Annotated in this window: 25 protein-coding genes and 1 tRNA gene; 12 read left to right on the forward strand and 14 right to left on the reverse strand. The window is 71.4% G+C overall.

Annotation, left to right across the window (positions count from 1 at the left end):
• Positions 1-4 precede the first annotated feature (4 nt).
• Positions 5-604 carry an SRPBCC family protein gene (locus tag KZC50_RS03950; RefSeq protein WP_310890690.1) on the forward strand — a complete coding sequence of 200 codons (600 nt, stop codon included), beginning with the start codon at positions 5-7 and terminating at the stop codon, positions 602-604.
• The gene (locus KZC50_RS03955) at positions 601-2,049 is read left to right on the forward strand and encodes a phytoene desaturase family protein (RefSeq protein ID WP_310890691.1); all 1,449 of its coding nucleotides are present in this window, start codon (positions 601-603) and stop codon (positions 2,047-2,049) included. The genes KZC50_RS03950 and KZC50_RS03955 overlap by 4 nt, the downstream gene beginning before the upstream one ends.
• 24 nt (positions 2,050-2,073) lie before the next feature.
• On the opposite strand, the gene mnhG is transcribed toward KZC50_RS03955, so the two are convergent.
• The 7 genes from mnhG to KZC50_RS03990 form a co-directional block, all read right to left on the reverse strand.
• Positions 2,074-2,445: a monovalent cation/H(+) antiporter subunit G gene (gene mnhG, locus KZC50_RS03960; RefSeq protein ID WP_310890692.1), complete on the reverse strand. Its 372-nt coding sequence runs from the start codon at positions 2,443-2,445 to the stop codon at positions 2,074-2,076.
• Complete coding sequence (locus tag KZC50_RS03965) at positions 2,442-2,699, reverse strand: MrpF/PhaF family protein (protein ID WP_375294584.1); 258 nt, start codon at positions 2,697-2,699, stop codon at positions 2,442-2,444. Before KZC50_RS03965 ends, mnhG begins: the two co-directional genes overlap by 4 nt.
• A gap of 8 nt (positions 2,700-2,707) precedes the next feature.
• Entirely contained in the window at positions 2,708-3,313 is a 606-nt protein-coding gene (locus tag KZC50_RS03970) for a Na+/H+ antiporter subunit E (RefSeq protein WP_310890693.1), read from the reverse strand.
• Positions 3,310-4,929 (reverse strand): Na+/H+ antiporter subunit D, encoded by a 1,620-nt coding sequence (locus tag KZC50_RS03975; RefSeq protein WP_310890694.1) that lies wholly within the window; start codon positions 4,927-4,929, stop codon positions 3,310-3,312. Before KZC50_RS03975 ends, KZC50_RS03970 begins: the two co-directional genes overlap by 4 nt.
• Positions 4,926-5,486, reverse strand: coding sequence for a Na(+)/H(+) antiporter subunit C (locus KZC50_RS03980; protein WP_301134347.1), 561 nt, complete (start codon positions 5,484-5,486; stop codon positions 4,926-4,928). Before KZC50_RS03980 ends, KZC50_RS03975 begins: the two co-directional genes overlap by 4 nt.
• The gene (locus tag KZC50_RS03985) at positions 5,486-8,413 is read right to left on the reverse strand and encodes a Na+/H+ antiporter subunit A (protein ID WP_310891525.1); all 2,928 of its coding nucleotides are present in this window, start codon (positions 8,411-8,413) and stop codon (positions 5,486-5,488) included. The genes KZC50_RS03980 and KZC50_RS03985 overlap by 1 nt, the downstream gene beginning before the upstream one ends.
• Positions 8,414-8,480: 67 nt before the next feature.
• On the reverse strand, positions 8,481-9,542 hold the full coding sequence (locus tag KZC50_RS03990) for a LacI family DNA-binding transcriptional regulator (protein ID WP_310890695.1): 1,062 nt from the start codon (positions 9,540-9,542) through the stop codon (positions 8,481-8,483).
• 57 nt (positions 9,543-9,599) lie between these two features.
• Between KZC50_RS03990 and KZC50_RS03995 the strand changes: the two genes are divergently transcribed.
• Genes KZC50_RS03995 through KZC50_RS04015 form a run of 5 tightly spaced genes read left to right on the forward strand, consistent with a single transcriptional unit; the run spans position 9,600 to position 15,667 of the window.
• On the forward strand, positions 9,600-10,877 hold the full coding sequence (locus tag KZC50_RS03995) for an MFS transporter (RefSeq protein WP_301134343.1): 1,278 nt from the start codon (positions 9,600-9,602) through the stop codon (positions 10,875-10,877).
• Between the two features lie 9 nt (positions 10,878-10,886).
• A complete protein-coding gene (nucS, locus tag KZC50_RS04000) occupies positions 10,887-11,582 on the forward strand; it encodes an endonuclease NucS (protein WP_301134341.1) in 696 nt (231 codons plus the stop codon).
• 37 nt (positions 11,583-11,619) lie between these two features.
• Positions 11,620-12,303 carry an HAD hydrolase-like protein gene (locus KZC50_RS04005; RefSeq protein ID WP_053546660.1) on the forward strand — a complete coding sequence of 228 codons (684 nt, stop codon included), beginning with the start codon at positions 11,620-11,622 and terminating at the stop codon, positions 12,301-12,303.
• Positions 12,296-13,561: a coiled-coil domain-containing protein gene (locus tag KZC50_RS04010; RefSeq protein ID WP_310890696.1), complete on the forward strand. Its 1,266-nt coding sequence runs from the start codon at positions 12,296-12,298 to the stop codon at positions 13,559-13,561. The genes KZC50_RS04005 and KZC50_RS04010 overlap by 8 nt, the downstream gene beginning before the upstream one ends.
• Before the next feature lie 27 nt (positions 13,562-13,588).
• A complete protein-coding gene (locus tag KZC50_RS04015) occupies positions 13,589-15,667 on the forward strand; it encodes a bifunctional lysylphosphatidylglycerol flippase/synthetase MprF (protein WP_310890697.1) in 2,079 nt (692 codons plus the stop codon).
• 22 nt (positions 15,668-15,689) lie between these two features.
• Here the strand turns inward: KZC50_RS04015 and KZC50_RS04020 are convergent, their stop codons facing one another.
• On the reverse strand, positions 15,690-15,896 hold the full coding sequence (locus tag KZC50_RS04020) for a cold-shock protein (protein WP_301134333.1): 207 nt from the start codon (positions 15,894-15,896) through the stop codon (positions 15,690-15,692).
• A 289-nt stretch (positions 15,897-16,185) separates the two neighbouring features.
• On the opposite strand from KZC50_RS04020, the gene KZC50_RS04025 reads away from it, so the two are divergent.
• Entirely contained in the window at positions 16,186-16,677 is a 492-nt protein-coding gene (locus tag KZC50_RS04025) for a GNAT family N-acetyltransferase (protein ID WP_310890698.1), read from the forward strand.
• A gap of 2 nt (positions 16,678-16,679) precedes the next feature.
• Here the strand turns inward: KZC50_RS04025 and KZC50_RS04030 are convergent, their stop codons facing one another.
• From KZC50_RS04030 to KZC50_RS04045, 4 genes are read right to left on the reverse strand one after another with little or no spacing between them, the layout of a single operon-like run.
• Positions 16,680-17,462, reverse strand: coding sequence for a hypothetical protein (locus tag KZC50_RS04030; protein WP_310890699.1), 783 nt, complete (start codon positions 17,460-17,462; stop codon positions 16,680-16,682).
• Positions 17,463-17,490: 28 nt separating this feature from the next.
• A complete protein-coding gene (locus tag KZC50_RS04035) occupies positions 17,491-18,576 on the reverse strand; it encodes a Gfo/Idh/MocA family protein (protein ID WP_310890700.1) in 1,086 nt (361 codons plus the stop codon).
• Positions 18,555-19,256 carry a ThuA domain-containing protein gene (locus tag KZC50_RS04040; RefSeq protein ID WP_310890701.1) on the reverse strand — a complete coding sequence of 234 codons (702 nt, stop codon included), beginning with the start codon at positions 19,254-19,256 and terminating at the stop codon, positions 18,555-18,557. Before KZC50_RS04040 ends, KZC50_RS04035 begins: the two co-directional genes overlap by 22 nt.
• Positions 19,253-20,485 carry a Gfo/Idh/MocA family protein gene (locus KZC50_RS04045; RefSeq protein WP_310890702.1) on the reverse strand — a complete coding sequence of 411 codons (1,233 nt, stop codon included), beginning with the start codon at positions 20,483-20,485 and terminating at the stop codon, positions 19,253-19,255. Before KZC50_RS04045 ends, KZC50_RS04040 begins: the two co-directional genes overlap by 4 nt.
• Before the next feature lie 85 nt (positions 20,486-20,570).
• On the opposite strand from KZC50_RS04045, the gene KZC50_RS04050 reads away from it, so the two are divergent.
• Positions 20,571-21,584, forward strand: a complete 1,014-nt coding sequence (locus KZC50_RS04050; protein WP_310890703.1) for a LacI family DNA-binding transcriptional regulator — start codon at positions 20,571-20,573, stop codon at positions 21,582-21,584.
• 54 nt (positions 21,585-21,638) lie between these two features.
• Here the strand turns inward: KZC50_RS04050 and KZC50_RS04055 are convergent, their stop codons facing one another.
• A complete protein-coding gene (locus KZC50_RS04055; protein ID WP_310890704.1) occupies positions 21,639-22,457 on the reverse strand; it encodes a sulfite exporter TauE/SafE family protein in 819 nt (272 codons plus the stop codon).
• A 176-nt stretch (positions 22,458-22,633) separates the two neighbouring features.
• On the opposite strand from KZC50_RS04055, the gene gdhA reads away from it, so the two are divergent.
• Positions 22,634-23,974, forward strand: coding sequence for an NADP-specific glutamate dehydrogenase (gene gdhA, locus KZC50_RS04060; protein WP_310890705.1), 1,341 nt, complete (start codon positions 22,634-22,636; stop codon positions 23,972-23,974).
• A gap of 64 nt (positions 23,975-24,038) precedes the next feature.
• Here the strand turns inward: gdhA and KZC50_RS04065 are convergent.
• Positions 24,039-24,122 (reverse strand) — tRNA-Leu (locus KZC50_RS04065).
• A 225-nt stretch (positions 24,123-24,347) separates the two neighbouring features.
• On the opposite strand from KZC50_RS04065, the gene KZC50_RS04070 reads away from it, so the two are divergent.
• Complete coding sequence (locus tag KZC50_RS04070) at positions 24,348-25,094, forward strand: FHA domain-containing protein (protein WP_053546692.1); 747 nt, start codon at positions 24,348-24,350, stop codon at positions 25,092-25,094.
• A complete protein-coding gene (locus KZC50_RS04075; protein WP_053546693.1) occupies positions 25,091-25,663 on the forward strand; it encodes an FHA domain-containing protein FhaB/FipA in 573 nt (190 codons plus the stop codon). The genes KZC50_RS04070 and KZC50_RS04075 overlap by 4 nt, the downstream gene beginning before the upstream one ends.
• Positions 25,664-25,667: the final 4 nt, after the last annotated feature.

Below are 25,667 nucleotides of genomic sequence, written 5' to 3' on the forward strand. Positions count from 1 at the left end.
CACCGTGGCCACCGGGAACGCCCGCATCGTCCGCAGCACGCCGGATGACGTCTTCGCGGTGTTCTCGGACGGATGGCTGTATCCGGTGTGGGTGGTCGGTGCCGCGCGCATGCGAGACGTCACCGGCGACTGGCCGCAGGCCGGGGCCGAGATCCACCATTCGCTCGGCATCTGGCCGGTCCTCATCGACGACCGCACCGAGGTCGTCGAGTGGGACCCGCCCCGCCGGCTGCGCCTGCGCGCACGGATCGGCCCCTTCGGTCGGGCGGTGGTGGTCATCGACGTCCGCCCGCGCGGGGATCACTGCATCGTGCGGATGGGCGAGGAGCCGGTGGCCGGGATCGCCGCCCGGATCCCCCGCTTCCTGTGGGCGCCGGTCATGCGCCTGCGCAACACCGAGACCCTGCGCCGCCTGGCCTTCCTCGCCGAGGGGCGGGCGCAGGCCAGACTCGAGAACGACCGTGTGATCCGGGCCGACGTGCCCGCGGAAGAACCCGGCCCGCAGGCCGACCCCGAAGCGCGCGAGGACGTCGCCGAGGCGGACGAGGCCCACGACGCGGCGGAGAACCCGGAACAGATCGATCCTCCGGAGAAGCGCGAGTGACCTCTCCCGACGTGGTGGTCGTCGGGTCCGGCCCCAACGGGCTGGCCGCCGCCGCGACCCTCGCCCGGGCGGGCCTGGGCGTGCAGGTCTTCGAGCGCTCCGAGGCACCGGGCGGCGGCACCCGGACCGCGGAGCTGACCCTCCCCGGCTATCACCACGACATCTGCTCGGCGGTGCACCCCCTCGCGGTCGCGTCGCCGTTCTTCCGGGCGTTCGGGCTCGCCGAGCGTCTCGAGCTCCTCACCCCCGAGGTGTCGTTCGCCCATCCCCTTCCCGATCGGCCGGCGGGGGTGGCGTACCTCGATCTCGCGCGCACCGCGCACGAACTCGGTGCGGACGGCGCGGCGTACCGCCGGATGATCGAGCCGCTCGCGGACCGCGCCCTCGCCGTGGCGCGCTTCACCGGCTCGAGCCTCCTCGGCATTCCCGACGACCCGATCGCCGCGGGGTTCTTCGCCGCTCGGGTCCTCGAGCAGGGGACGCCGGTGTGGAACGCGCGCTTCCGTGAGGAGCAGGCGCCGGCGATGATCACCGGCGTCTCGGCGCACGCGATCGTGCGCCAGCCGAGCCTCGTCGCCGCCGGCGCAGGTCTCGCCCTCCAAGCGCACGCCCATGCGGGCGGCTGGCCGATCCCGCGCGGCGGCAGCCAGGCGATCGCCGATGCGCTGGTCGCCGACATCCGCGCTCACGGCGGCGAGGTGATCACCGGACACGACATCCGGCGCCTGGCCGATCTGCCGCCCGCGCGCGCGACGGTGATGGACATCACCCCGCGGGCATTCCTCGCCCTCACCGGGGATCGCCTGCCCGCCCGCTACCGGCGCGCGCTCTCGCGCTTCCGGCACGGGAACGCGGCGGCGAAGGTGGACTTCGCCCTCTCCGGCCCGGTTCCGTGGGCCGACGAACGGGTGCGGAAGGCGGGGACGGTCCACCTCGGCGGCACGCGCGCCGACATGGCGTGGGCCGAGAACCAGGTCGCCCGAGGCCGTCACGCGGCGGACCCCTACGTCCTCGTCTCCCAGCCGTCGGTGCTCGACGACTCACGCGCTCCCGGCGACCACCACGTGCTGTGGGCGTACACGCACGTGCCGGCGGGGTCCGACGTGGACCAGACCGAGGCCATCACCCGGACGATCGAACGCGTCGCGCCCGGCTTCCGCGATCTCATCGTCGCCCACCGGAGCGCCACGGCCGTCGACCTCGCCGGACAGAACCCGAACTACGTCGGCGGCGACATCAGTGCCGGGGCGGCCACCCTGTGGCAGCTGCTCGCGCGTCCGGTGCTCTCTCGCGACCCGTGGCGCACGGCTCTCGACGGGTTCTACCTGTGCGGCGCGTCGACCGTTCCCGGCCCCGGCGTGCACGGGCTCTCCGGCTGGTACGCCGCCCGATCGGCTCTGCGGCACACCTTCGGGCGGACGGCGCCGGTCGACCTCGCCGGCTGACCGGGGCGGATGCGCAGGACCCGCTCAGCCCCCCGCGGCGGGAGGCGTGCGCTTCGACTCCGCCAGGTCGTCCATCGACAGCGACTGACGGTCGATGGTGCCGTTGCGGTAGGCCTGCCGACCGACGATGTGCGCCGACAGCGGCGCGGTGGCGAGCTGCACGAGGACGACCGGCACGAGGAAGGCCACGACCGCCCACGATTCCAGGGCGAGGGCGATCGCGAGGCAGATGAGGATAAACCCCAGCACCTGGGGCTTCGTGGCGGCGTGCAGCCGGGTGGGGACGTCGCGGAAGCGGAGCAGACCGATGGCGGCGGTGAGGCACAGGAGCGCCCCGATGAGGATGAGGACGAGCGCGACGACGTCGAGGGCGCTCACGGGTGCGTCCGGAGTCATTGGTCGGTGTTGTCCTTCCGTGCGACGAAGCGGGCGATCGCGATCGACCCGAACACACCGACGGCGGCGATGATGAGCATCACCGGAAGCGAGCGCGTGTGGTGGTTGATCGCCATGTCGGCGCCGAGGACGCACAGGACGAGCGTCAGCAGCACGTCAGAGGCGACCGCGCGGTCGAGGATCGACGGGCCGACGATCACGCGCCACAGGATCAGCAGCGCCGCGATGCCGAAGACGGCGTAGATCGCGATCATGAGGATGCTCACAGCGACGCCCCTCCCTGCCGTGGCGTGTCCACCGCGGCCTTCCGGATGGTCTCGAGCTGTGCGCGCGACCCGACCGCCCGGACGATCCGCGCCTCCCACCCCTGGACGGCGCGGCGCTGGTGCGCGGCATCCTCCGGGGTGGCCACGCCGAGCGCGTGCAGGTACAGGATCCGACGGGGCCGGTCGACATCCACCAGGAGCGACCCGGGGATGAGGGATGCCGTGACAGCGGTGTGCGTCATGATGAGGTCGTCGTCGGTGCGCAGCGGCACCGCGATGATCGCACTGTGGGGCAGTCGACGCGGATCGATCACCTGCCACGCGACCAGGAGCGAACCGCGGATGAGGGCGAGGAAGAAGGTGACGACGAAGACGAGTCCGTACCAGATGTTCACCCGGCCCGACAGCTCCACCGGTGGCAGGCGGAAGATCCGGGTGACGACGATCGCCGCGACGAGCCCCGTCACGAAGGCCGTCCACGTGAACTGTCCCCACAGCAACATCCACAGCGCGATGAGCCACACGAAGAACGGCAGCTGACGCCAGAGGATCGTGAAGACGCGGCGCGCGCGTCCGTCGGGGAGGGTCGCGGGTGCGGTCACGGTGTCCCCCCCTGGTCGACGTCGAGGCTCTTGTCGTCGCCGCCGGTGCTGATCTGGTGCTGCTCCTCGAGCTGCACCAGGGTGACCGGCTCCAGGAGCGCCGCGCCGATCCGGGTGCACACGTCGTACAGCGGGCCGGCGAAGACCGTCAGCGCGACGGTGAGGGCCACCATGCCGGCGGTCGAGGCGGTCATGATGCGCGGGATCACACGACGCTCGGTCTGGATGCCGGCGGCGGGGGCGTCGCCGAGGTACTCGATGCGCGCGTCGGCCTCGACCGATTCGTCGCCCTCGCGCCAGAAGGCGAGGTTCCACGCGCGCATCAGCGCGTAGAGCGTCAGGAGGCTCGTGACGATGCCCGCGACGATGAGGGTGATCATCAGCGGGCTGCCGACCTCGGCCGCGGCGTCGAAGATCGCGTACTTGCCGATGAAGCCGGAGAACGGGGGGAGACCGCCGAGGTTCACCGCGGGGATGAAGTAGAGCACGGCGATGAGCGGCGCCGCCTTCATCAGCCCCTTGACCTTGAGGATCGACGTGCTGCCCGCGCGACGCTCGACGAGACCGACGGCGAGGAACAGGGTCGTCTGCACCACGATGTGGTGGACCATGTAGTAGATCGTCGCGCCGATGGCCGCCGGAGTCGCGATTGCGAGCCCGAAGATCATGTAGCCGATATGGCTGACGAGCGTGAACGACAGGATGCGTTTCAGCTCCGCCTGGGCGACGGCGCCGAGCACCCCGACGATCATCGTCGCCATCGCCACCCACAGCAGGAGGGTGTTCACGTCGTTGTCGAGGAACATCTCCGTCTCGGTGCGGATGATCGCGTAGACGCCGACCTTCGTGAGGAGTCCGGCGAACACCGCCGTCACGGGGGCGGGAGCCGTCGGATACGAGTCGGGGAGCCAGAACGACAGGGGGAACACCGCCGCCTTGATGGCGAAGGCGACCAGGAGGAGGAGGTGCAGCACGAGCTGCGTCTCCTGCGGGAGCTGCGGCATCCGCTCGGAGATCTGGACGATGTTCACCGTGCCGAGGGCCGCGTAGATCGCCGCGATCGCCGCGAGGAAGAGGATCGACGAGACCAGCGACACGACGATGTAGACGACACCGGTGCGGATCCGCGATTCCGTCCCGCCGAGCGTGATCAGGACGTATGAGGCGACGAGGAGGATCTCGAAGCCGACGTAGAGGTTGAACAGGTCTCCCGCGATGAACGCGGTGAAGATGCCCGCGGCGAGGATCAGATACGTCGGGTGGAAGATCGTCACCGGTGTGTCGTCGTCGCCGTCGGCCGCGCCCTGGCCGACGGAGAAGAGGAGGACCGCGAGCAGCACGACGCTGGAGACCATGACCAGGAGCGCCGCGAGCCGGTCGACGTAGATGACGATGCCGACCGGGATCGGCCAGCCGCCGACCGAGACGGCGATCGCCTGGTCGCCGCCGTCCACGACCACGAGGAGGATGGCGGCGATGATGCAGACGACCGTGAGGGTCAGGACGGACACCACGACCTGGGTGCGACGGTGACGACCGGCGATCAGCGCGATCGCCGCCCCGAGAAGGGGCAGGGTCACCAGCAGGGGTGCAAGGGCGGGGGCGATCTCGGTCATGCGTCATCGTCCTCGCTCACCGTGCGGTGGTCGCGGCGGAGGGGTGCCGGCCGATCGACGCCGGCGTCGTCGGAGAGGCCCGCGAGATCGCGGTTCCCGAGCACGGTGATGGGGGTCGAGGCGAGCCCCACGAAGTCGGTGGTGTCCTCCGCGTCGGCGTCTTCGATCTCGGTCTCGTCGTCCATCGTGTCGCCGGGGTCGCCGGTGCGCTCGCGCACCGCGATGTCGGCCTCGTCGTCCGACACGTCATCGGCCTGACCGAGCTGCCAGGAACGGTAGATGAGGGCCAGGAGGAACGCGGAGATCGCGAAGGTGATGACGATCGCGGTCAGCGTGAGGGCCTGCGGCAGGGGATCGGACATCTCGTCGCGCTCCCCCGCGCCGTAGAACGGCGCGATGCCGGGGGGACCCATCGAGATGATGATGAACAGGTTGGCGGCGTTGCCGAGCAGCAGGAAGCCGATGAGCACGCGGGTGAGGCTGCGCTCGAGCATCGCGTAGACGCCGCACGCGAAGAGGACGCCCATGATGATGATCAGGACGAGGGATGCCTCCATCAGGCGTTCACCCCCAGCCGGGCCTGCTTGCCCTGTCGGTCGACCTCGGCCCCGAGACTGCGGAGCACGTCCAGAACGAGTCCGATGACCACGAGGTACACACCGACGTCGAACAGCGTCGACGTGACGAACTCGATGTGGCCGAAGACGGGGATCTCCGCCTCCCACCAGGTGCTCGTCAGCGGCGCGACGCCGAAGAACAGCGGCACGATCGCACAGGCGAGGGCGATCGTCATGCCGACGCCGAGGAGGCGCCCGGCATCCGTCGGCGCCGCGGCTCCGAGCTCGTAGCGTCCGCCCGCGACGTAGCGCATCACGAGGGCCATACCGGCGACGAGGCCTCCGGCGAAGCCGCCGCCGGGCAGGTTGTGACCGGCGAAGAGGAGGTAGAGCGAGACGATGATGATCGAGTGGAAGAGGATCCGCACGATCACCTCGAGGATGAAGGAGCGCTCCTCGGGACGCACCTTCTGCCCGCCCACGAGCCACGCGGTGCGCCCGCGCGTCGATCCCGTCTCGCGCGGCTGCACGCCCTCGGAGGTCTCCACGAGCGGTCGGCGACCGCGACCGGAGGCCGCAGGGAGCGGCGCGATCGCCCGCGACAGCGTGTCGGAGCGGTGAGTGACGAAGACGAGGGAGGCCACGCCGGTGGCCGCGAGCACGAGGACCGAGAGTTCGCCCATCGTGTCCCAGCCGCGGATGTCGACGAGCGTGACGTTGACCACGTTGCTGCCGTGCCCGAGCTCGTAGGCGAGCTCGGGATAGTTCTCGGACACCGGCGGGTCGACGCGCGCGCCGGTGGCGACGATCGCGATCGCGATCATGGTGAGGCCGACGGCGCCGCCGATCACGCCGCGCGTGATGGGCGCGACGGAGGCGTTGTGGTCGCCCATGCGGGAGGGGATGCGGCGGAGCACCAGCGCGAAGGCGATGAGGGTGACCGTCTCGACGAGGATCTGGGTGAGGGCGAGGTCGGGGGCGCCGCCGGTGGCGAAGATCACGACCATGCCGAGACCCGTCACCGAGACGAGGACAACGCCGGTGTAGCGCTTGCGGGCACGGACCGCGACCAGGCCGGCGGCGATCATGATCGGGGCGACCACGAGCTGCATGGGCGTGTGGTACGCGACGAGCTCCGCCTGCCACGCCGGGCTCGCGAGGAGCGCCGTCCCCTCGGCGGCCACCAGGACCACGAAGATCGTGCCGACGTAAATGGGCAGCGACCCGCGCTGGGTGAGACTCGTCGTCCACACCGACAGCTGCGCGATGCCGCGGAGGCTGGCGTTGTAGACGTCGGCGGCGGTGAACGGCAGCATGCGCGCGGCGAGATCGCGCCGCGCCGTCAGCCAGAAGACCACGAACCCGATCACGATCGTGCCGAGCGACAGGAAGAGCTCCAGCTCGAGGCCGTGCCACAGGGCGAGGTATCCCGGGTATTCCGGCGCCGCGATGCCGGGCGAGGACACCGGGGACAGATCGGCGTAGAGAGCGAACGCGCGGTCCAGCGCCGGGGCGGCGAGACCCGCGACCACGGTCAGGCCGGCCAGTACGAGGGGCGAGACGACGAAGCCGATCGGCGGCGTCGGCCACTCGGTCCGCGGCTTCATGCCGCCGTCGGCACGCTTCTTGGACCAGAAGGCGCCCCAGACGAAGCGCGCGCCGTAGGCGGCGGTGAGGATCGAGCCCAGGAGGATGCCGATGAGGGCGACCAGACCCCAGACCGAGCCGTTCTCGGCCTCGGTGAGCAGCGCGGCGAGCGCCGTCTCCTTGCCGACGAATCCGAGGGTCGGGATGACGCCGACCATGGATGCGACCGCGACGATCGACACGGTCGCGAGCACGGGGGCCTGGCGGCCCAAGCCGCTGAGCTCGCGGAGATCTCGCGTGGAGAGCTGGCGGTCGATGATCCCGACGACGAGGAACAGTGCGGACTTGAACAGCGCGTGGCTGAGGAGGAGGGCGAGGCCGGCCAGGGCGGCGTCGCGCGTGCCGAAGCCGAGGATGACGGTGAGGAAGCCGAGCTGACTCACCGTGCCGAAGGCGAGCACGCGCTTGAGGTCCGTCTCGCGGAGCGCCTGAAACCCGCCGAGGAGCATCGTGAACACCCCGAGCCCGATGACGATGGGTCGCCACGTGGGGGCGAACGCGAACACGGGAGCGAAGCGGGCGATGAGGTAGATGCCGGCCTTGACCATCGCCGCGGCGTGGAGGTAGGCGCTCACCGGAGTGGGCGCCGCCATCGCACCGGGCAGCCAGAAGTGGAAGGGGAAGATCGCGGACTTGCTCAGGGCGCCGACGAGCACGAGGACGAGGGCGACGTCGACGACCATTCCGGTCGGGGCATCCGACAGCATCGTCGTCATCGACGTGGTGCCGGACTCGACGACGAGCAGGACGACGCCGATCAGCATGACCAGACCGCCGAGGGTCGTCACGAGCAGCGCCTGCAGCGCCGATCGACGACTGGCGGCGCGGTTGTTGTAGTACCCGATGAGGAGGTAGGACAGGACGCTGGTGATCTCCCAGAACATCACCAGCACGACGAGGTCGTCGGTGAGGACGAGACCGTACATCGCCCCCGCGAACGCGAGGAGGACGGCGGAGAACTGGCCGAGCCCGTCGGACTTGCCGCGGAAGTACCAGCGGCAGTAGATCATCACGAGCGCGCCGACGCCGGTGACGATGAGGGTCATCAGCCACGACAGGAAGTCCATGCGCATCGACAGCTCGATGCCGAGGGGCGCGATCCACGTGTAGGACGAGAACGGAACGCCGCCGGCGAGCACCTCGGGGCCGAGCCAGACGGTGTGCGCGAAGGCCGCGAGCGGGAGGGCGGCGGCGACGAGGAAGACCCGCGGGCCGAGCTTCGCGGTCAGTAGCGGCAGCAGGAGGGGGACGATCGCGAAGGCGAGCAGGAGGGCGAGCAGGGACGGCCTCCTCTGGTCGTCGGCCGGCGGGCGTGCACGGCTCGGGCGATCGGGGTCAGCGAACAGTCTACCGCGTGATTCCGGATTCCCCGGGCGGGGGGCCGGTGGTATTGCCCTCGCGGAATGCGCAGGTGAAGTGGATGGACGCCGCCTGTCCGCCTTCGATCATCGCCGTGACGGCCCGCCCGGCGGCGCGGCCCTTCTCGGCCGCGGGCTGATGGAGCGTCGTCAGTTCGTAGGGGGCGAGGCCGTCCACGGCGATGCCGTCGAATCCCGTGACGCTGACGTCCTCGGGGACGCGAAGCCCCGCTTCCTCGGCAGCGCGGATGACTCCGGCGGCCAGCAGGTCGCTCTGGGCGAGGACCGCCGTCGGCCGCTCGGCCTCATCGGCGAACAGCGCACGCCCGGCCTCGAGCCCCTCGGCGATGAAGCTGCCCGCGGCCGCCCACACCCGGGCATCCGGGAAGACCTCCCGCGCACCGGCCAGGCGCTCCCGGGTGACGTCGACCGTGATCCGCGCGTCGTCGGGCATCCAGCCGCGCTCCCACCCGCCCGACAGGGGCAGCGCGACGACGGCCACCCGGCGGTGGCCGAGCGTGCACACGTGGCTGGCCGCCTGACGCTGGGCCTCGCGGTTGTCCAAGCCGATCCGTGGCACGTCGTCGCCGGCATCCCCCTCCACCACGACGACCGGAATGCCGCGCGCGCGGACGACGTCGAGCGAGGCACGGAGATGACCGCTGCAGCCGATGAGGACCGCGGCGTCGAGCGGAGCGGTCGTCAGGGAGGCACCGGAGCCGGCGATGTCGTCGCGAAGGAGCAGCAGCCCTGCCCCGAGCGGGGCGACCCCATCGGCGAGGCCGTCCATCATCAGCGTCTTCACCGGATCGAGGAAGGCTGCGCCGAGGTACTCCTCGAACACCACCCCGACGATTCCCGAACGGCCGCGGCGCAGCGAGGCGGCGCGCGGGTCGGGCCCGGTGTACCCGAGCGACGCGGCCGCCGCGAGGACGCGCCCCCGCGTGGCCTCGGACACCGGCGTCTTGCCGCTGAAGACGACGGATGCCGTCGACGGGGAGACGCCCGCCTCGCGGGCGACGTCGGCGATGGTCGCCCGGCGCATGTTCACGCCCCGATCGTACCCACCGCGTAGCGGACGGTCGAATCGATTCGATACCATGCACCGGTGGATCAGACCCTCACCCGCTCCCAGCTCGTGCGCTGGCGGACCGCCATCTTCACGATCTTCTTCGTGGTGGGCCTCGGCTTCGCCTCCTGGGCGTCGCGTCTGCCGGCCGTGAAGCAGGCGCTCGACACCGACGACTTCGGCATCGGCATCCTGCTCCTCGTCATGGGTGCCGCCTCGATCGTGGGCCTTTCGCTGGCGAACCTCATCGTCGCGCGATGGGGAGCACGGCGCGGCATGGTCGCCACGATCTCGTGCTTCTCGGCGGGCCTGATCCTCGTCGGGCTCGCCGTGCAGGTCGCGCAGTCCTTCGAGCTCGCCGCCGCCGCCCTCGTCCTCGTGGGGCTCGGGATGAGCGCGACCGACGTCATGATGAACGTCGAGGCGGCCGCCGTCGAGCAGTCTTTCGGCCGCACCCTCATGCCTCTCTTCCACGCCTTCTTCTCGTTCGGCACGGTCGCCGGTGCCGGTGCCGGCATCGCGATGGCCGCGTGGCAGGTCGGCGTGCAGTGGCACCTCGGCCTCGCGGGCATCCTGGCCCTCGTCGCGGGGATCGTCGCGCTCGGTTTCGTGCCCCAGCGCGACGAGGTGCTCGACGGCGACGCGCCCACGCCGACCCGCCGCGAGCGCTTCGCGGAGCTGGCCGCGGTGTGGAAGACCCCGCGCACCTACGCGATCGGCGTGATCATGCTCGGCATGGCCTTCGCCGAGGGGAGCGCGAACGACTGGCTGACCATCGCGATGGTGGACGGCCACGGCGAGACCGAGGCCTTCGGCGCGGTCGCCCTCACCGTCTTCTCCGTCGCGATGACCGTCTTCCGCGTCATCGGCGGTCCGCTGGTCGACCGCTTCGGTCGCGTGTGGACGCTGCGCATCCTCGCCGTCACCGCAGGCGTCGGTCTCGTGGTGTTCATCCTCGCGCCGTCGCTCCCGATCGCCCTCGTCGGTGTCGCCCTGTGGGGCGCGGGCGCGTCGCTCGGCTTCCCGCTCGGGATGTCGGCGGCCGCAGACGATCCCAAGCGCGCCGCCGCCTCGGTGTCGGCGGCGGCGACCATCGGCTACCTCGCGTTCCTCTGCGGCCCGCCGGTGCTCGGCTGGATCAGCCACCAGATCGGCATCCTCCCGACCCTGTGGATCATCGTCGCCCTCATCGCGATGTCGGGCTTCGCCTCGGGCGCCGCCAAGCCCCTGGCGACCTCGACCGTGGGCGGCGGCCACCGCACCCCCGTCTCCGGTGACCGGACGGGCGACCGCGACGAGGTGCCCGCGCGCGACTAGGCTCGACGGGTGCGTCTTGTCATCGCCCGCTGCTCGGTCGACTACACCGGGCGCCTCACCGCTCACCTTCCGCTGGCGACCCGCCTCCTCGTCCACAAGGGCGACGGAAGCCTGCTCGTGCACTCCGACGGCGGATCGTACAAGCCGCTGAACTGGATGAGCCCGCCGTGCCGTCTGGACGTCGAGGAGCCGGATGCCGACTCCGCCGCCGCGGGCGTGCAGGAGTACTGGCGCGTCACGCACGCGAAGACGGGCGACGCGCTGCTCGTGCGCATCTACGAGGTGCTGCACGACTCGTCGCACGAACTCGGCATCGACCCGGGCCTGCAGAAGGACGGCGTCGAAGCCGACCTGCAGCGTCTCCTCGCCGAGCAGGTCGAGGTGATCGGCGACGGCCTCACGCTCGTCCGCCGTGAGTTCCCCACCGCGATCGGTCCGGTCGACCTGCTGCTCCGCGACCCCGCCGGCGGCACGATCGCGGTCGAGGTCAAGCGCCGCGGCGACATCGACGGCGTCGAGCAGCTCACGCGCTACCTCGAGCTCCTCGACCGCGACCCGCACCTGTCTCCGGTGACCGGCGTCTTCGCCGCCCAGGAGATCAAGCCGCAGGCGAAGGTGCTCGCCGCGGACCGCGGCATCCGCTGTGTGACCCTCGACTACGAGGGCATGAAGGGCGTGGACTCGGGGCACCTCCGGCTCTTCTGACGCGAGCCGTGCGCGGGAACGCCCATAGGCTGAGAGCATGCCCTCCCGTTCTCCCTGGACCTGCGTGCTGTGGGACGTCGACGGCACCATCGTCGACGCCTCGGTCGGCATCCTCCACCGCTTGACCGTCACCCTCGAGCACTTCGGCCTCCCCGCCCCCACGCGCGACGAGCTCGTGCACTGGATCGGCCCGCCGATGTACGAGTCCTTCCAGGTGAACGTCGGGATGACTCCGGCGCAGTCCACCGAAGCCGTCGCGTTCTACCGCTCGCTGTCGAAGCAGGAGGGGTACACCACCGGCGCCCGGGTCTTCGACGGCGTCGACACCCTCATCCACGACATCGCTGCGGCCGGCATCCCGCAGGCGACGGCGAGCTCGAAGCCCGAGGTGCAGGTCGTCGCGCTCATGGACCACTTCGACCTGTCGCCCGCCTTCACCGCGATCGCCGGCGCGACGCAGGACGAGAAGACGCTCAGCGCCAAGTCCGACATCATCGCCGAGGCGCTGCGGCGCCTGCGCGCATCCGGCGTCGACACGTCGCGGCCGGTGCTGATCGGCGACCGCCATCACGACATCGACGGCGGGCGCATCCAGGGCATCCCCGTCGTCTTCGTCACGTGGGGATTCAGCTGGCCCCACGAGTCCGAGGGCGCGCAGGCGGTCGTCAGCGACGTCGACGCGCTCCGGCGGCTGCTGCTCGTCGAGGATGCCGATGCCTGACGACGTCCGCGAGATCGTCGACGCCCTCCTCCCCTCGGTGGTCGTCTTCGGGATCGCGGCCCTGGGCGTGGTCATCGTCGTCTGGGCCCTGCGCCGCGCGCGACGCTCGCCCCGCGCCCGCGCGGCCGCCGAAGCGCTGCGCACGCAGGCCGGCGCCGACCTCGTCCGATTGGACGAGGCGGTCGACGAGCTCGACCTCGAGCTCGGGCTGTCCGGCGCGCTCTACGGCGGCACCGCGCCGACGAGCCTCCGCCGGGCGCGATTGACGGCGCAGCACGTGCGCGACGACGCCTTCGCGGAGTACGCCGCGCTCTCGCAGGCCGACCTCCGCCCGGACGAGATCCGCCGCGCCAGCCAGCGCATCCAGCGCCGGAGCGGCGAAGCACTGGGCCGGATCGAGGCCGCCCGCGCGGAGCATGCGGAGTGGGTGCGGCAGAACGTCTCCGCCGCCGACCAGGTGCGCGCCGCGCGCGAGCGGCTCACCACCCTCCGCGCGACGATCGGCGACCCCGCTGCGCTCGTCGCGGAGCTCTCCCGTCGCTTCGACGAGAGCGAGTGGCGCGCCGCCGCCGAGGCGGCCCGGGAGGCATCGGCCGCCGCGCACCGCGCCGACGAGGCTCTCACCGCGGCCGAGCAGGGTCTGGGGGACCCGACCGTGAGCGTCCTGGCCGATCTCGCCGCCGCCGAGCGGGCGATCCGCGCCGCAGAAGCCGAGGCGCGCATCCTCGAGGAGTCCCACCGCCTGACGCTGCAGGCCGCCTCCGCCGTCCGCGGAGAGCTCGAGGCCGCGCGGTCCGCCGTGCGTCAGGCGGTCACGACGCGCGATGCGCTGGAGCCTGCGGATGCCGAGCGCCTGGGCGCGGAGATCCGCGCGGTGCAGGACGGGATCGACGCACTCGACGCCACCGCGGAGCGCACGCCCACGGCGACGGTGGATCGGGTGGCGCGTCTGCGGGATCGACTGGACCTCGCCCTCGGCGACGCACGGACGGCGCAGCAGCGACTGCGGAGCGCCCGCACCGCCCTTCCCGGCACCCTTGCCTCCGCCCGCGGCGCCGTCGCCCGCGGCGAAGCGGCGATCGCCCACACGCGCGCCGGCGCCGATGCGCGCGCCCGTCTGCTGCGCGCCCAGCGCGAGCTCGCCGAGGCCCGTCAGGCCCAGGATCCGGTGACCGCCCTGGATGCCGCCCGGCGGGCACTGCGCGACGCGGAGGACGCCGCGGCCCTGGCCGATCACGCCCGACTCGGCGGACGGTGACCGACGCATCTCGCTAGGGTGATGCCCATGAGCGAGGAAGCGTCCCGGAAGTCGCCCCCCGTCGTCCTCACGGTCCTCCGCCGGATCCCGGCGACGCTGACCCTCGTGGCGGTGATCCTCGCCGTCGGCGTCGTCTTCGGCGGGCTGTGGTCGGCGTTCATCGACGCCCCCGCCTTCGACGTCGTGGCCTACGGGCTCCCGGCGCTGGCCGAAGGCCGCTGGTGGACCCCGGTGGTCGGCACGTTCTTCGTCGACCACCCGTGGGTGTACGTCCTCACCATCAGCAGCTTCGCGGGGATGGCGTATCTCGAGTTCCGCCGCGGCTCCCGCGTGGCACTGGCCTACTTCTGGGTGGGTCAGCTGTTCGCCGTCCTCGCCACGGCGCTCCTCCTCTCGGTGCTGTCGCTGACCCCGTGGGCGTGGGCCGAGACTCAGGCGCAGGCGTTGGACGTGGGCGCCTCGGGCGGCACGATGGCCTGCATCGCCGCAGCGGTCGGTCTGTTCCGTCCCCCGTGGCGGGTCCGCGCGTGGCTGGTCGTGCTCTCCTTCGTCCTCATCGCGATGCTGTTCTGGGGTTCACTCGCCGATCTCGAGCACTTCTTGGCGGTCGTCCTCATCCTCGCCGTCGACCGATCGCTCAAGCTCCGTCGCACCACGGTCCGGGAGCAGCGGCTGATCGCCTTCTTCGGCGTCCTCGTGCTGGGCGCGATCCAGATCATCACGGTCCTCGTCCCCACCAACGGCCTGTTCGGCCCCACCGAACCGGCATCCGGCGGCTTCATCGACCTCGCGGTCGACACCCTGATCATCCTGCTCGTCGCGAATGGACTCCGCCGCGGACGACGCTGGTCGTGGGTGGTGACGATCATCCTGGCGGGTCTGAACATCCTCCTCGGCGCCGCCGTCGTCGCCGCGATCATCATCGCCAGCGAGCAGCAGGTCGAGGGTGTCATCGACGGGGAGACCGAGCTCGCCCTCACAAGCGCCCTGATGTGGCTCGGGATGCTGATCTACCTCCTGATCGTCCGCGGCGCCTTCCGCGCCCGCCGTCGGTCCCGGATCGGTCTCAGCCCCACCCCCGATGCCGACGCGGCGAAGGAGATGCTGCGCGCGTCGGGCGGCGGGACGCTCTCGTGGATGACCACGTGGGATGGCATGGCGTATGCCCGCACCTCGGGAGGGATGGTCGCCCACCAGCGGCGCTCGGGGGTGGCCCTGGCCCTCGCCGACCCGCTCGGTCCGGTCGAGACCCGCGCGGCATCCGTCACGGAGTTCATCCGGATGTCGGAGGAGGCCGGCCTCGTGCCGTGCTTCTTCAGCTCGGACGAGGCCACCCGCGCGGCGGTCCCCCCGACGTGGCGGAGCATCGTCGTCGCCGACGACACCATCGTCGACCTCCCGGGGCTCGCATTCACCGGGAAGCAGTGGAACTCGGTGCGTTCCTCACTCAACCGCGCGGGGCGCGAGGAGATGACGTTCCGGATGACGCGCCTCGCCGACGAGAGCTGGGGCGTGCGTCAGCAGCTGCGCGCGATCTCGGAGATGTGGGTCGGCGACAAAGGGCTGCCCGAGATGGGATTCACGCTCGGAACGCTCGTGGAGGCCGAGGACCCCGAGGTGCGACTGGCGCTCGCGATCTCGCCCGCGGGCGACGTGGACGGCTTCCTGTCGTGGCTGCCGGTCTACGGCGGCGACGGCGCCGTGCGCGGCTGGACGCTCGATCTGATGCGCCGGCGCGAGGGCGGCTTCGGTCCGGTGATGGAGTTCCTCATCGGCTCGTCGGCGAAGCTCTTCTCCGAAGAGGGCGCGGAGATCATGTCGCTCTCCGGGGCGCCCCTCGCGCACGACTATCCGCCGGATGCCGGAATGATCGCCGTCCTCAGTGACAAGCTCGCCGACATGCTCGAGCCGGTCTACGGCTTCGGGTCGCTGCACCGCTTCAAGGAGAAGTTCCACCCGCGGTACGAGACCATGTACCTGCTCTTCCGCGACGAGAGCGACCTCGCCCGCATCGGACCGGCGCTCGCGCGCGCGTTCCTGCCGGACGCGACGCTGCGTCAGTTCGCCGGCGCGGGTTTGGAGCTCGTGCGCGGCGACCGTTCCTGAGCGCCCAGCGGGGCGCTCGAGATCAGAGCGGGCGGATGTTCTCCGCCTGCAGGCCCTTGGGACCCTGGGCGATCTCGAACTCGACGCGCTGGTTCTCCTCGAGCGAGCGGTAGCCGCTGGCCTCGATCGCGCTGTAGTGGGCGAAGACGTCGGCGCCGCCCTCGTCGGGTGCGATGAACCCGAAGCCCTTCTCCGAGTTGAACCACTTGACGGTGCCCTGCGTGCTCATTCCATACCGTTCTTCATCGCCCGCCGCCGTGCGCGCCGGAGCGGTTCCACGCTAACGAAGCGACGCCCGACCCGCGAGGGGGGTGTCGCACAGTGACGGAAATGTTGCAGAAGGCGCGGGCTGGTCGCGCTCCCATCGAACGCCCGGGCTGAGCGATGCTCCAAGCCCGGGCGCCGACGGATCCCCCCGGATAGGCCACGCCGAAGCGTGACACGCACATGGTATCGACAACTCCCCTCCCCGCGGGAGTCCCCTTCTGCGCGGGGATGGCTCTGGGTACGGTGTCCCCGTGACCCACATCGAGCTTCGCACCCTCACCGACGACGACCTCGACGACGTCTTCGCGATGATGCGCGATCCCGACGGCGTCCGGCAGGCCGCGTTCACGGCATCCGATCCCGATTCCCGAGAGGAGTTCGATGCATGGATGGCCCGCCAGCGCGCGAGCGACGACGTGATCCAACGGGTCATCGTCGCCGACGGCTCGTTCGCCGGAACGGTCGCGGCGTTCACCGTCGACGGCGACCGCGAGGTGAGCTTCTGGACCGCACGGGAGGTCTGGGGCCGCGGCATCGCGACGGAGGCGCTGCGTCAGCTGGTGTCGATCGAGCCGGTCCGCCCGCTGTTCGCGCGGTGCGCGGCGCACAACGCCGGCTCGATCGAGGTGCTCCGCCACAACGGGTTCACCGAGGTCTCGCGGACGACGTCGTTCGCGCCCGGACTCGGCCGCGAGGTCGAGGAGATCGTCTTCGTGCTGCTGCCCGCCCTCGACGGAGTCTGAGCTCAATCCTGCGCGTCGACGTCTTCGGCCGGCGGAATCTCCGTGATCTCGATGCGCGGAGCGTCCACGTCGTCCCGAGGTGAGGGGACATACGTGAACTGCAGCTCGGTGCCCGCGGGGAAACGCGCACGCAGCTCATCCGGCAGCGAGTTCGACGACCCCACCTCGAACTGCACGCTCGGGGGGAACGAGCGTGTCCCGCACGCCCACTGATACCCCGAGCCGGAACCCACCATGTCCGCCTCGACGGTCTGGAAGACGATGAGGCAGCGGTCCGACCCCGGCCCGCCCCAGGACCGCTCCGCGCTGACCGTCGCCAACCCGTAGAACTCGCGGAACGAGGTCGAGTCGCCCGTTTCGGCGCCGAGGAATCGCGGCCACGGCACCTCGGGCTCCGGGGGGAGCGATGCGATGACCTGGGCTCCGCCGGCGCCCTGACTCACCGCGGTGACCGCGACGGCCCCTCCCGCCCCGACGGCGAGCGCCGCCACGACGGATGCCGCCCACCAGCCCGCGGAGATCCGCCGGGGCGACCGGGGCTCGGGGGCGGGCTCCTCCGACGTCGGCTCACGACCGGCGTCGGGCTCGCCCTCCGGTTTGGAGGGCTCAGCGGATGCCGCGGCCGGCGGAGATGCGGCGTCCGCCCGATCGCGCGCCTGCTCCTGCACGAGCGCCTCGAGTTCGCGCAGTCGTTCGCGTGCGACGGGGTCCTCGTGGATGTCAGCGCCCGGCCCGTAGGCCCGCGCGCGCAGCGCCCGGAGCTCTTCGCGGGCATCGGCTTCCATGCTCCGATCCTCTCACCGCGGCATCCGCTCAGGCCTCTCGGGACCACACCTCCCGCGGAGTGAGCGGCACGAGCGCCGGGCGCGCGACGGTCGTCACCAGGTCGAGCGGAGCACCTCGACGGCCGGACTCGAGCAGGGAGCTCATGATGTCCAGCACATGGAGAGCCACCGAGCCGTCCGCGCCGCGACCGCCGCGCACGATGTCGATCAGCCCGATCCCGCGGCCGGCGTCGGCGTAGCCCGCCGAGACCGGGAGGGTCTGCCACTCGGCCCCCCGCCGCGCGAGGGCGACAGCGCCGTCGAACATGTTCGGGTCGGGGAGGGTGAGCGATCCCTCCTCGCCGTGGATCTCGAGGGGTCGCGCCTCGCTGCGCACGGCGTCGAAGCTGAACACCACCGTCGACACGGCCCCCGACGCATGCTCCAGGATGCCGGTGACGTGCGTGTCGACCTCGACGGGGATCTGCTCCCCGGCCCGCGGACCGGTGGCGATGGTCCGCTCGTCGCGCGCGCGCCGCGACACTCCGGTCACGCGGACAACCGGACCGAGGAGGTGCACGAGCGAGGTCAGGTAGTACGGGCCCATGTCCATGAGCGGTCCGCCGCCCTCGCGGTAGTAGAAGTCCGGATGCGGGTGCCACGACTCGTGCCCCGCCGACACCCACGTCGCCGTCGCCGAGAGGGGGCGCCCGATGCGCCCTTCGTCGACCGCGGCGCGCGCCGTCTGGATGCCGGTCCCCAGTACCGTGTCGGGAGCGCCGCCGACCCACGCGTCGCCGCGCTCGGCCATGATGCGCTGGGCGTCGGGGAGCGTCGCCGCCAGCGGCTTCTCGCCGTAGACGTTCTTCCCCGCCGCGAGCGAGGCAAGGGCGATCTCGGCGTGGGCGGCCGGGATCGTGAGGTTCAGCACGGTGTCCACCTCGGGGTCGGCGAGGAGCTCCGCCACCGACAGGGCGCGGCATCCGTCGATGCGGGCGGCCGCCGCCTCGGCGCGAGCGGCGTCGAGGTCGGCGACGGCGGTGATCCGGATGCCGGAGACACCCTCGAGGGTGGCGAGGTACTGACCCGAGATGACCCCGAGCCCGACGATGCCTACGCGGTGCGGGCTGCCCACAGCATCCCCCTCTCCACGATGGTGCGGACGTTCGGATCGGCGAGGACCTCCGGGGAGTGCCCCGGCGTCGCCACGAAGATGCGGCCATCGCCCCAGTGACGCGTCCACACTGCGGGAGAGGTCACCGGCCGGTGCCACGGATGATAGGGCTGAACGGGGTGCGTGGTCGTTGCGAGGACGTCTATGAGATCGTCGTGCAGCACCCAGTACTGCTCGGTGTCGAGGGAGAAGTCGGTGATCCCCGTGGTGATCTCATGGGTGCGGCCGAGCTCGGTCATCTCCACCGTGTAGGGCAGGAAGTTGTCGGACTCGCCCGCACCGCACTCCTCGGGTGCCTTCGACGGATGCGTCGCGAACTGGCCGCCGATGAGGTGGAGGTAGTCCGATTCCTTCCGGTAGGAGTCCGCGATTCCTCCGTGCCAGCCGGCGAGCCCGGTCCCGGCGCGCACGGCGTCGCGGAGGCCGGCGAAGGCCTCGCGCGAGATCTCCGACATCGTCACGCTCTGCACGATGAGGTCGGTCGCGGCCATGAGGTCGGCATCCGCGTAGACGTCGTTGGTCTCGGACACGGTGACGTCGAACCCGTTGTCGCGGAGGAACGGCAGGAAGAGCTCGGTGGCTTCGACGGGCTTGTGCCCGTCCCAGCCTCCGCGGACGACGAGTGCACGGCGTGAGGTCATGGGAGGTGCTCCTTCTCGCGGGACGGTGTGGGCGGTGCCGGCTCCACGGGGGTGAAGCGGCAGTCGTCGTGGGCGCTGCGCTCGACCGCGGCCAGCACCCGCTGCACACCCGCCGCCTCGGCGAAGCCGGGCTCGGCGGCTCCGTCACCGGCGATCGCGCGGACGAGGTCGACGACCTGATGCGTGAAGAGGTGCTCGTAGCCGAGTCCGTGGCCGGCCGGCCACCACGCTGCCGTGTAGGGATGCTCGGCCTCGGTCACCTGGATGCGGCGAAAGCCCTGGGCTCCGGCGTCATCGGCGGCGTCGTAGTAGTCGAGCTCGTTCATGCGGGTGAAGTCGAAGGCGATCGCGCCGCGGTCGCCGTTGATCTCGATGCGGTTGGAGTTGCGGTGTCCCGTCGCCAACCGCGTGGCCTCGAACACCCCCATCGCCCCGGAGGCGAAGCGCGCGGTGAAGGCGACGGCGTCGTCGACCGTCACCCGCTCGCGCGCGGCGCCGTCGGCCGCACGTCCGCCGAGCCCGACCTGCTCGCCGAGCACCGGGCGGGTCTCGACGAAGGTCTGCATCGTCGCCGAGACACCGGTGATCGCGTCCCCGGTGATCCACTGCGCGGCGTCGATCGAGTGCGCGCCGATGTCGCCGAGGGTTCCCGACCCGGCGCGCTCCCGGTCCAGGCGCCACGTGTAGGGGGCATCCGGGTCGCTCAGCCAGTCCTGCAGGTACTGCGCGCGCACGTGCCGGATCTCGCCGATCCGACCCTCCTGGACGAAACGGCGGGCCAGCGCGAGAGCCGGGGTGCGGCGGTAGCTGAACCCGCACATGCTCACCGCGCCGGATGCTGCGGCCGCGGCATCCGCGGCAACCACCATCGCCTCGGCCTCGGCGACGTCGTTCGCGAGGGGCTTCTCGCACAGGACGTGGAGGCCCGCCTCGAGCGCGGCGGTGGCGATCTCGGCGTGGGTGTCGCCGGGCGTGCAGATGTCGACCACGTCGATGTCGCCGCGCGCGAGCACGGCGCGCCAGTCGGTGCTCCACCCCTCGGCGCCGAACTCCGTCGCGGCGGCGGCGGTGCGCTCCGGGTCGCGGCCGACCACGACAGCGAGCTGCGGCTCGCGCGGCAGGTCGAAGAACCGGTGGGCGGTGCGCCAGGCCTGCGCGTGCGCGCGGCCCATGAAGCCGGTGCCGATGAGCGCAACGCGCAGGGCGTTTCGCGGTGTCGTCGTCGACATCTCGAATCCTCTCCATCGATCGATGCGGTGGCCCACTTTTCCACCCGAGCGGATGCCGCGCGATGAATTGGCGCAAAATAGCGGGGTGACCCCGGAACCGCGTCCAACCCTCGACGCGATCGCCGCGCGGTGCGGGCTGAGCGTCACGACCGTGTCGCGTGCCCTGCGCGGGCGCGGCGAGATGGCGGCGGAGACGCGCGCGCGGGTGCTCGCCGCCGCCCGCGAGCTCGGATACCGGCGCGACGGCGAGCGCCGCGGCCGTCCGCGCACCGGCACCTCGCGCCTCATCGACCTGGTGCTCGGCCGCTTCCACGACCCGTACTCGGAGCAGGTCACCGCGGGGGCGCAGATCGCGGCGGCCGAGCTCGGCTACGACCTCGTGCTCACCACCGAACGCGATGCTCCGCGCGACGACTGGCCGATGCGCATCCGCTCCCGGGGGTCGGCGGGGGTCGTGATCGGCGTGATCACCCCGACCGCGTCGCAGGTGACGGTGCTCGCCGATGCCGGCATCCCGATCGTCCTCCTCGGTCCGCGCGGCGACGCCTCCCTGCCGCTGTGGAACGTCGGCACGACCGACCACGCCGGGGGGACGGATGCCGCCGCCCACCTGATCGACCGGGGGGCGCGCCGGTTCGTGGTGATCGCCGGGGAGCCGACGTTCCGCTTCGGTCGTGCGCGGGTGCAGGGGTTCGAAGCGGAGGCGGAGCGACGGATGCCGGGCGCCGTGGTCGTCCGCGAACGCGCCGACTGGACGTCGGGCCAGGCGCGGCGGGCGACGGCGCGGGCTCTCACCGAGATCCCCGGCGACGGACCGATCGGCCTGTTCGCGTGCTCGGACGAGATGGCCGCGGGCGCCTACCGCGCGATCGCGGAGGCCGGTCTGTCGATCGGGCGGGATGTCCTCGTCGTCGGGTTCGACGACGTGCGCGGGGCGCGGTGGCTGCAGCCGCCGCTCACGACGATCCGTCAGCCGCTCCGCGAGATGGCGGCCACCGCCGTCGGGCTTCTCGCCGACGCCGCGGAGGGTCGGTCGGTCGAGCGGCCGTCCCTTGAGCTGCCGACGACGCTCGTCCCCCGCGCCTCGACCGGCGCGTGACGCGCGGGCGCGGCATCCGTCGGGATCCGCCGCCGATTCACCCGGTGAACCGACTCACCCGGTGAACTGGACGACCGTGTCCCAGGCGAGCTTGACGATGAGGATGCCGAGCACGACGAGGAACACCACCCGCACGAACGCGCTGCCGCGCCGGGTCGCCATGTGCGCGCCGACGAAGCCGCCCGCCATGTTCACCGCCGCCATCGCGAGACCGAGGACGAGGAGGATCTCGCCGTGGACGCCGTACACGGCGAGCGCGGCGAGGTTGGTGGTGAGGTTCGCGACCTTCGCGTTGACGCTGGCCTGCAGGAACCCGAAACCGAGCACGCCGACGAGGAGGATGACGAAGAACGACCCCGTGCCGGGGCCGAGGAGCCCGTCGTAGAAGCCGACGCCGATTCCGATGAGCGCCGCGCGCCACACGACGGCGACGCCTCCGTCGAAGCGCGGTTCGTGCTGGAGCCCCATCGAGGGCTTGAGGAACGTGTAGGCCGCCACGGCCACCACCGCGACGAGGACGACCGGGGTCAGCACTTCGCGCGGCACGAACCGCGAGACGGCGGCACCCGCGGCCGAGCCGGAGAACGCGCCCGCGACGAGGGGGACGAGGAGTACGAGCTGCACGCGGATGCGGCGCAGGTACACCCAGCTCGCCGTCAGCGTGCCGAAGAAGGAGGAGAGCTTGTTCGTGCCGAGGACGTAGGGCGTGGCGACATCCTGGGGAACGGCGATGACGAGGGCGGGAAGCTGGATGAGTCCGCCACCGCCGACGACCGCGTCGACCCATCCGGCGATGCCCGCCGCGAGCAGCAGGAAGACCAGAGCGGCGGCCGACACCGGCAGCCACTCGGCGAGGGGCGGGCCGTCGAGCACCGGCCCATCCTTTCCCCTCCGGCGGCGACGGCAAAACCGGCGCGACGACGACTTCGGTTTGACCGGGGCGCCCGCGCATGCCTGGATGGTCACGGGAACGTCGTCATCCCCCTTCGCGCCGTCTGCGCCGGCGAATCCCTCACGCAACAACCCGAACTGGAGCAGCCGTGCCCGCAATGGAACAGTCCCTCGCTGTCGTCTTCGACGAGGTCGTCCACCGCAACCCCGGAGAAGCCGAGTTCCACCAGGCGGTCGAAGAGGTCCTCATGAGCCTCGGCCCCGTGGTGGTAAAGCACCCCGAGTACGCCGACGCCGAGATCATTCGGCGCCTGTGCGAGCCGGAACGTCAGATCATCTTCCGTGTGCCGTGGACCGATGACCAGGGTCGGGTGCAGCTGAACCGCGGGTTCCGCGTCGAGTTCAACTCCGCGCTGGGTCCGTTCAAGGGCGGACTGCGGTTCCACCCGTCGGTGTATCTCGGGATCGTGAAGTTCCTCGGGTTCGAGCAGATCTTCAAGAACGCCCTGTCCGGGCTCCCGATCGGCGGGGCCAAGGGCGGTTCGGACTTCAATCCGCGCGGTCGCTCCGCGGGTGAGGTGATGCGGTTCTGCCAGTCGTACATGACCGAGCTCTACCGTCACCTCGGCGAGTACACCGACGTTCCCGCGGGCGACATCGGTGTCGGTCAGCGCGAGATCGGGTACATGTTCGGTCAGTACAAGCGCATCACCAACCGCTACGAGTCGGGCACCCTCACCGGCAAGGGGCTCAGCTGGGGCGGCTCGCAGGTGCGCACCGAGGCGACCGGCTACGGCACGGTGTTCTTCGTCGACGAGATGCTCCGCGCCTCCGGCGAGGGCCTCGACGGCACGCGCGTCGTCGTCTCCGGTTCCGGGAACGTCGCGCTGTACGCGATCGAGAAGATCCATCAGCTGGGCGGCACGGTGGTGGCCTGTTCCGATTCCGACGGCTACGTCGTCGATGAGGCGGGCATCGATCTCGCGCTGCTGAAGGAGATCAAGAACGGTCGCCGCGGTCGCGTCAGCGACTACGCCGCCGCGCGCGGTCAGGGCGTCCGCTACATCGACGGCGGCTCGATCTGGGATGTCCCCTGCGACATCGCGCTCCCGTGCGCCACGCAGAACGAACTCGAAGAGGACGGCGCGGCTGCTCTCATCCGCAACGGATGCCGCATCGTCGCCGAAGGCGCGAACATGCCGACGAGTCCCGCCGCGGTGCGCGCGCTGCGCGAGGCGGGGGTCGCCTTCGCGCCCGGGAAGGCGGTCAACGCGGGCGGTGTCGCCACGAGTGCGCTGGAGATGCAGCAGAACGCCTCGCGCGACTTCTGGGACTTCGACTACACCGAGAAGCGGCTCGAGGAGATCATGCGCGCCGTGCACGACCGCTGCCTGCAGACGGCGGACGAATACGGCACCCCCGGGGACTACGTCGCCGGCGCGAACATCGCCGGTTTCACGCGCGTCGCCGACGCGATGCTCGCCCTCGGCGTCATCTGACCGACGCGGAAACGACGAAGCCGGTCGGGGATCTCTCCCCGACCGGCTGTCCGCACATTCGCTGTGCGCGAGGGGGGACTTGAACCCCCACGCCCTTGCGGGCACTGGCACCTGAAGCCAGCGCGTCTACCTATTCCGCCACTCGCGCGAACGGCAGTTCCCTGCCGACGCAACTGTGCGAGGATATCACGCCCGAATCCGCCCGCGGAATCGCGCCCGGGCGCCCCGACGGGGCAGAATGACCCGAGGACGCACCCGACCCGCCCGACGACGGCCCGACCGCCCGCACTTCCCTCCCTTCGTCCACTCGCACGGCACCGATGCTCATGTGCAATTACCATGTACCAACCGGAACCGCCCTCCGAGGAGCCCCGTGGGACTACTTGACAGCTTCGAGAAAGGTCTCGAGCGCGCCGTGAACAGCGCGTTCGCGAAGACCTTCCGCAGCGGCATCCAGCCCGTCGAGATCGCCTCCGCTCTTCGCAGCGAGCTCGACAAGAAGGCCGCCGTCGTCACCCGCGACCGCATCCTCGCGCCCAACACGTTCGCCGTGCGCCTCGCCCCCGCCGACGACGAGAAGATGGCGGCCCTCGGCGGGGCCCTCATCCACGAGCTCGACACGCTGGTCCACAAGCACGCCAAGGCTCAGGGCTACAGCTTCGCCGGCCCCGTCTCGATCACCCTCGAGCGCGACCCGCAACTGTCCACCGGAACGCTCCGCGTCGACAGCGCCACCGCCCAAGGCGGCGAGGTCTCCTGGCGCGGCGTCGTCGACATCGACGGTCAACGTCACACCCTCGCGAAGTCCCGCACCGTCATCGGGCGCGGCAGCGACGCCGACATCACCATCGCCGACTCCGGAACGTCGCGCCGGCACGTCGAGATCCTGTGGGACGGCGAGCGCGCCATGGTGCGCGACCTGAAGTCCACCAACGGCACCAAACTCAACGGCCAGAAGGTCGGCGAAGCCGCCCTCGCCCCCGACTCCGTGGTGACCATCGGACGCACCGACATCGTCTTCCGCGTGGTCGCCCAGGCCGCCGCTCCGCCGCGTCCGCCCCTCCCGGCGGCCGACGCGACGCGGGCCTACGATCTGCGCGAAGGCGGACCCCTCGCATGAGCGAACTGACTCTCCTCCTGCTGCGCATCGGCTTCCTCGTCCTGCTGTGGGCGTTCGTCTTCGGCGTCGTCTACTCGCTGCGCGCCGACCTGTTCGGTGTGAAGGTCCGACGGATGCCCGAGCCCGCCGAGGCCGGCGCACCCGCCGCCGCGAGCCCCGGGGCAGCAGCCGCCGCACCCGCAGCCCCGCGCGCGAACGCCACCGCACCCGTGGCCGACCGCCCGGCATCCGGATCCGCGCCCCGCAGCGGCCCCAAGGGCGGCGCCGCGACCAGCGCCTCGGCGACGCGCATCGTCATCACGTCGGGCCCGAAAGCGGGACTCGAGCTCCCGCTCGGAAACGAACCGCTCACGATCGGCCGCTCGAGCGAGTCCGGTCTCGTGATCCGCGACGACTACACCTCCAGCCACCACGCCCGCCTGGTCCTGTGGGGCGAGCAGTGGATGCTGCAGGACCTCGACTCGACCAACGGCACCTGGCACGACGGCGCCCGCGTGTCGACGCCCGTCCCGGTGACCCTCGGCGCCCCCATCAAGGTCGGCGCGACGACCTTCGAGCTGCGGGCGTAAGCGG

Source organism: Microbacterium aurantiacum, from assembly GCF_031625015.1.
Taxonomy (GTDB): Bacteria; Actinomycetota; Actinomycetes; order Actinomycetales; family Microbacteriaceae; genus Microbacterium; species Microbacterium aurantiacum.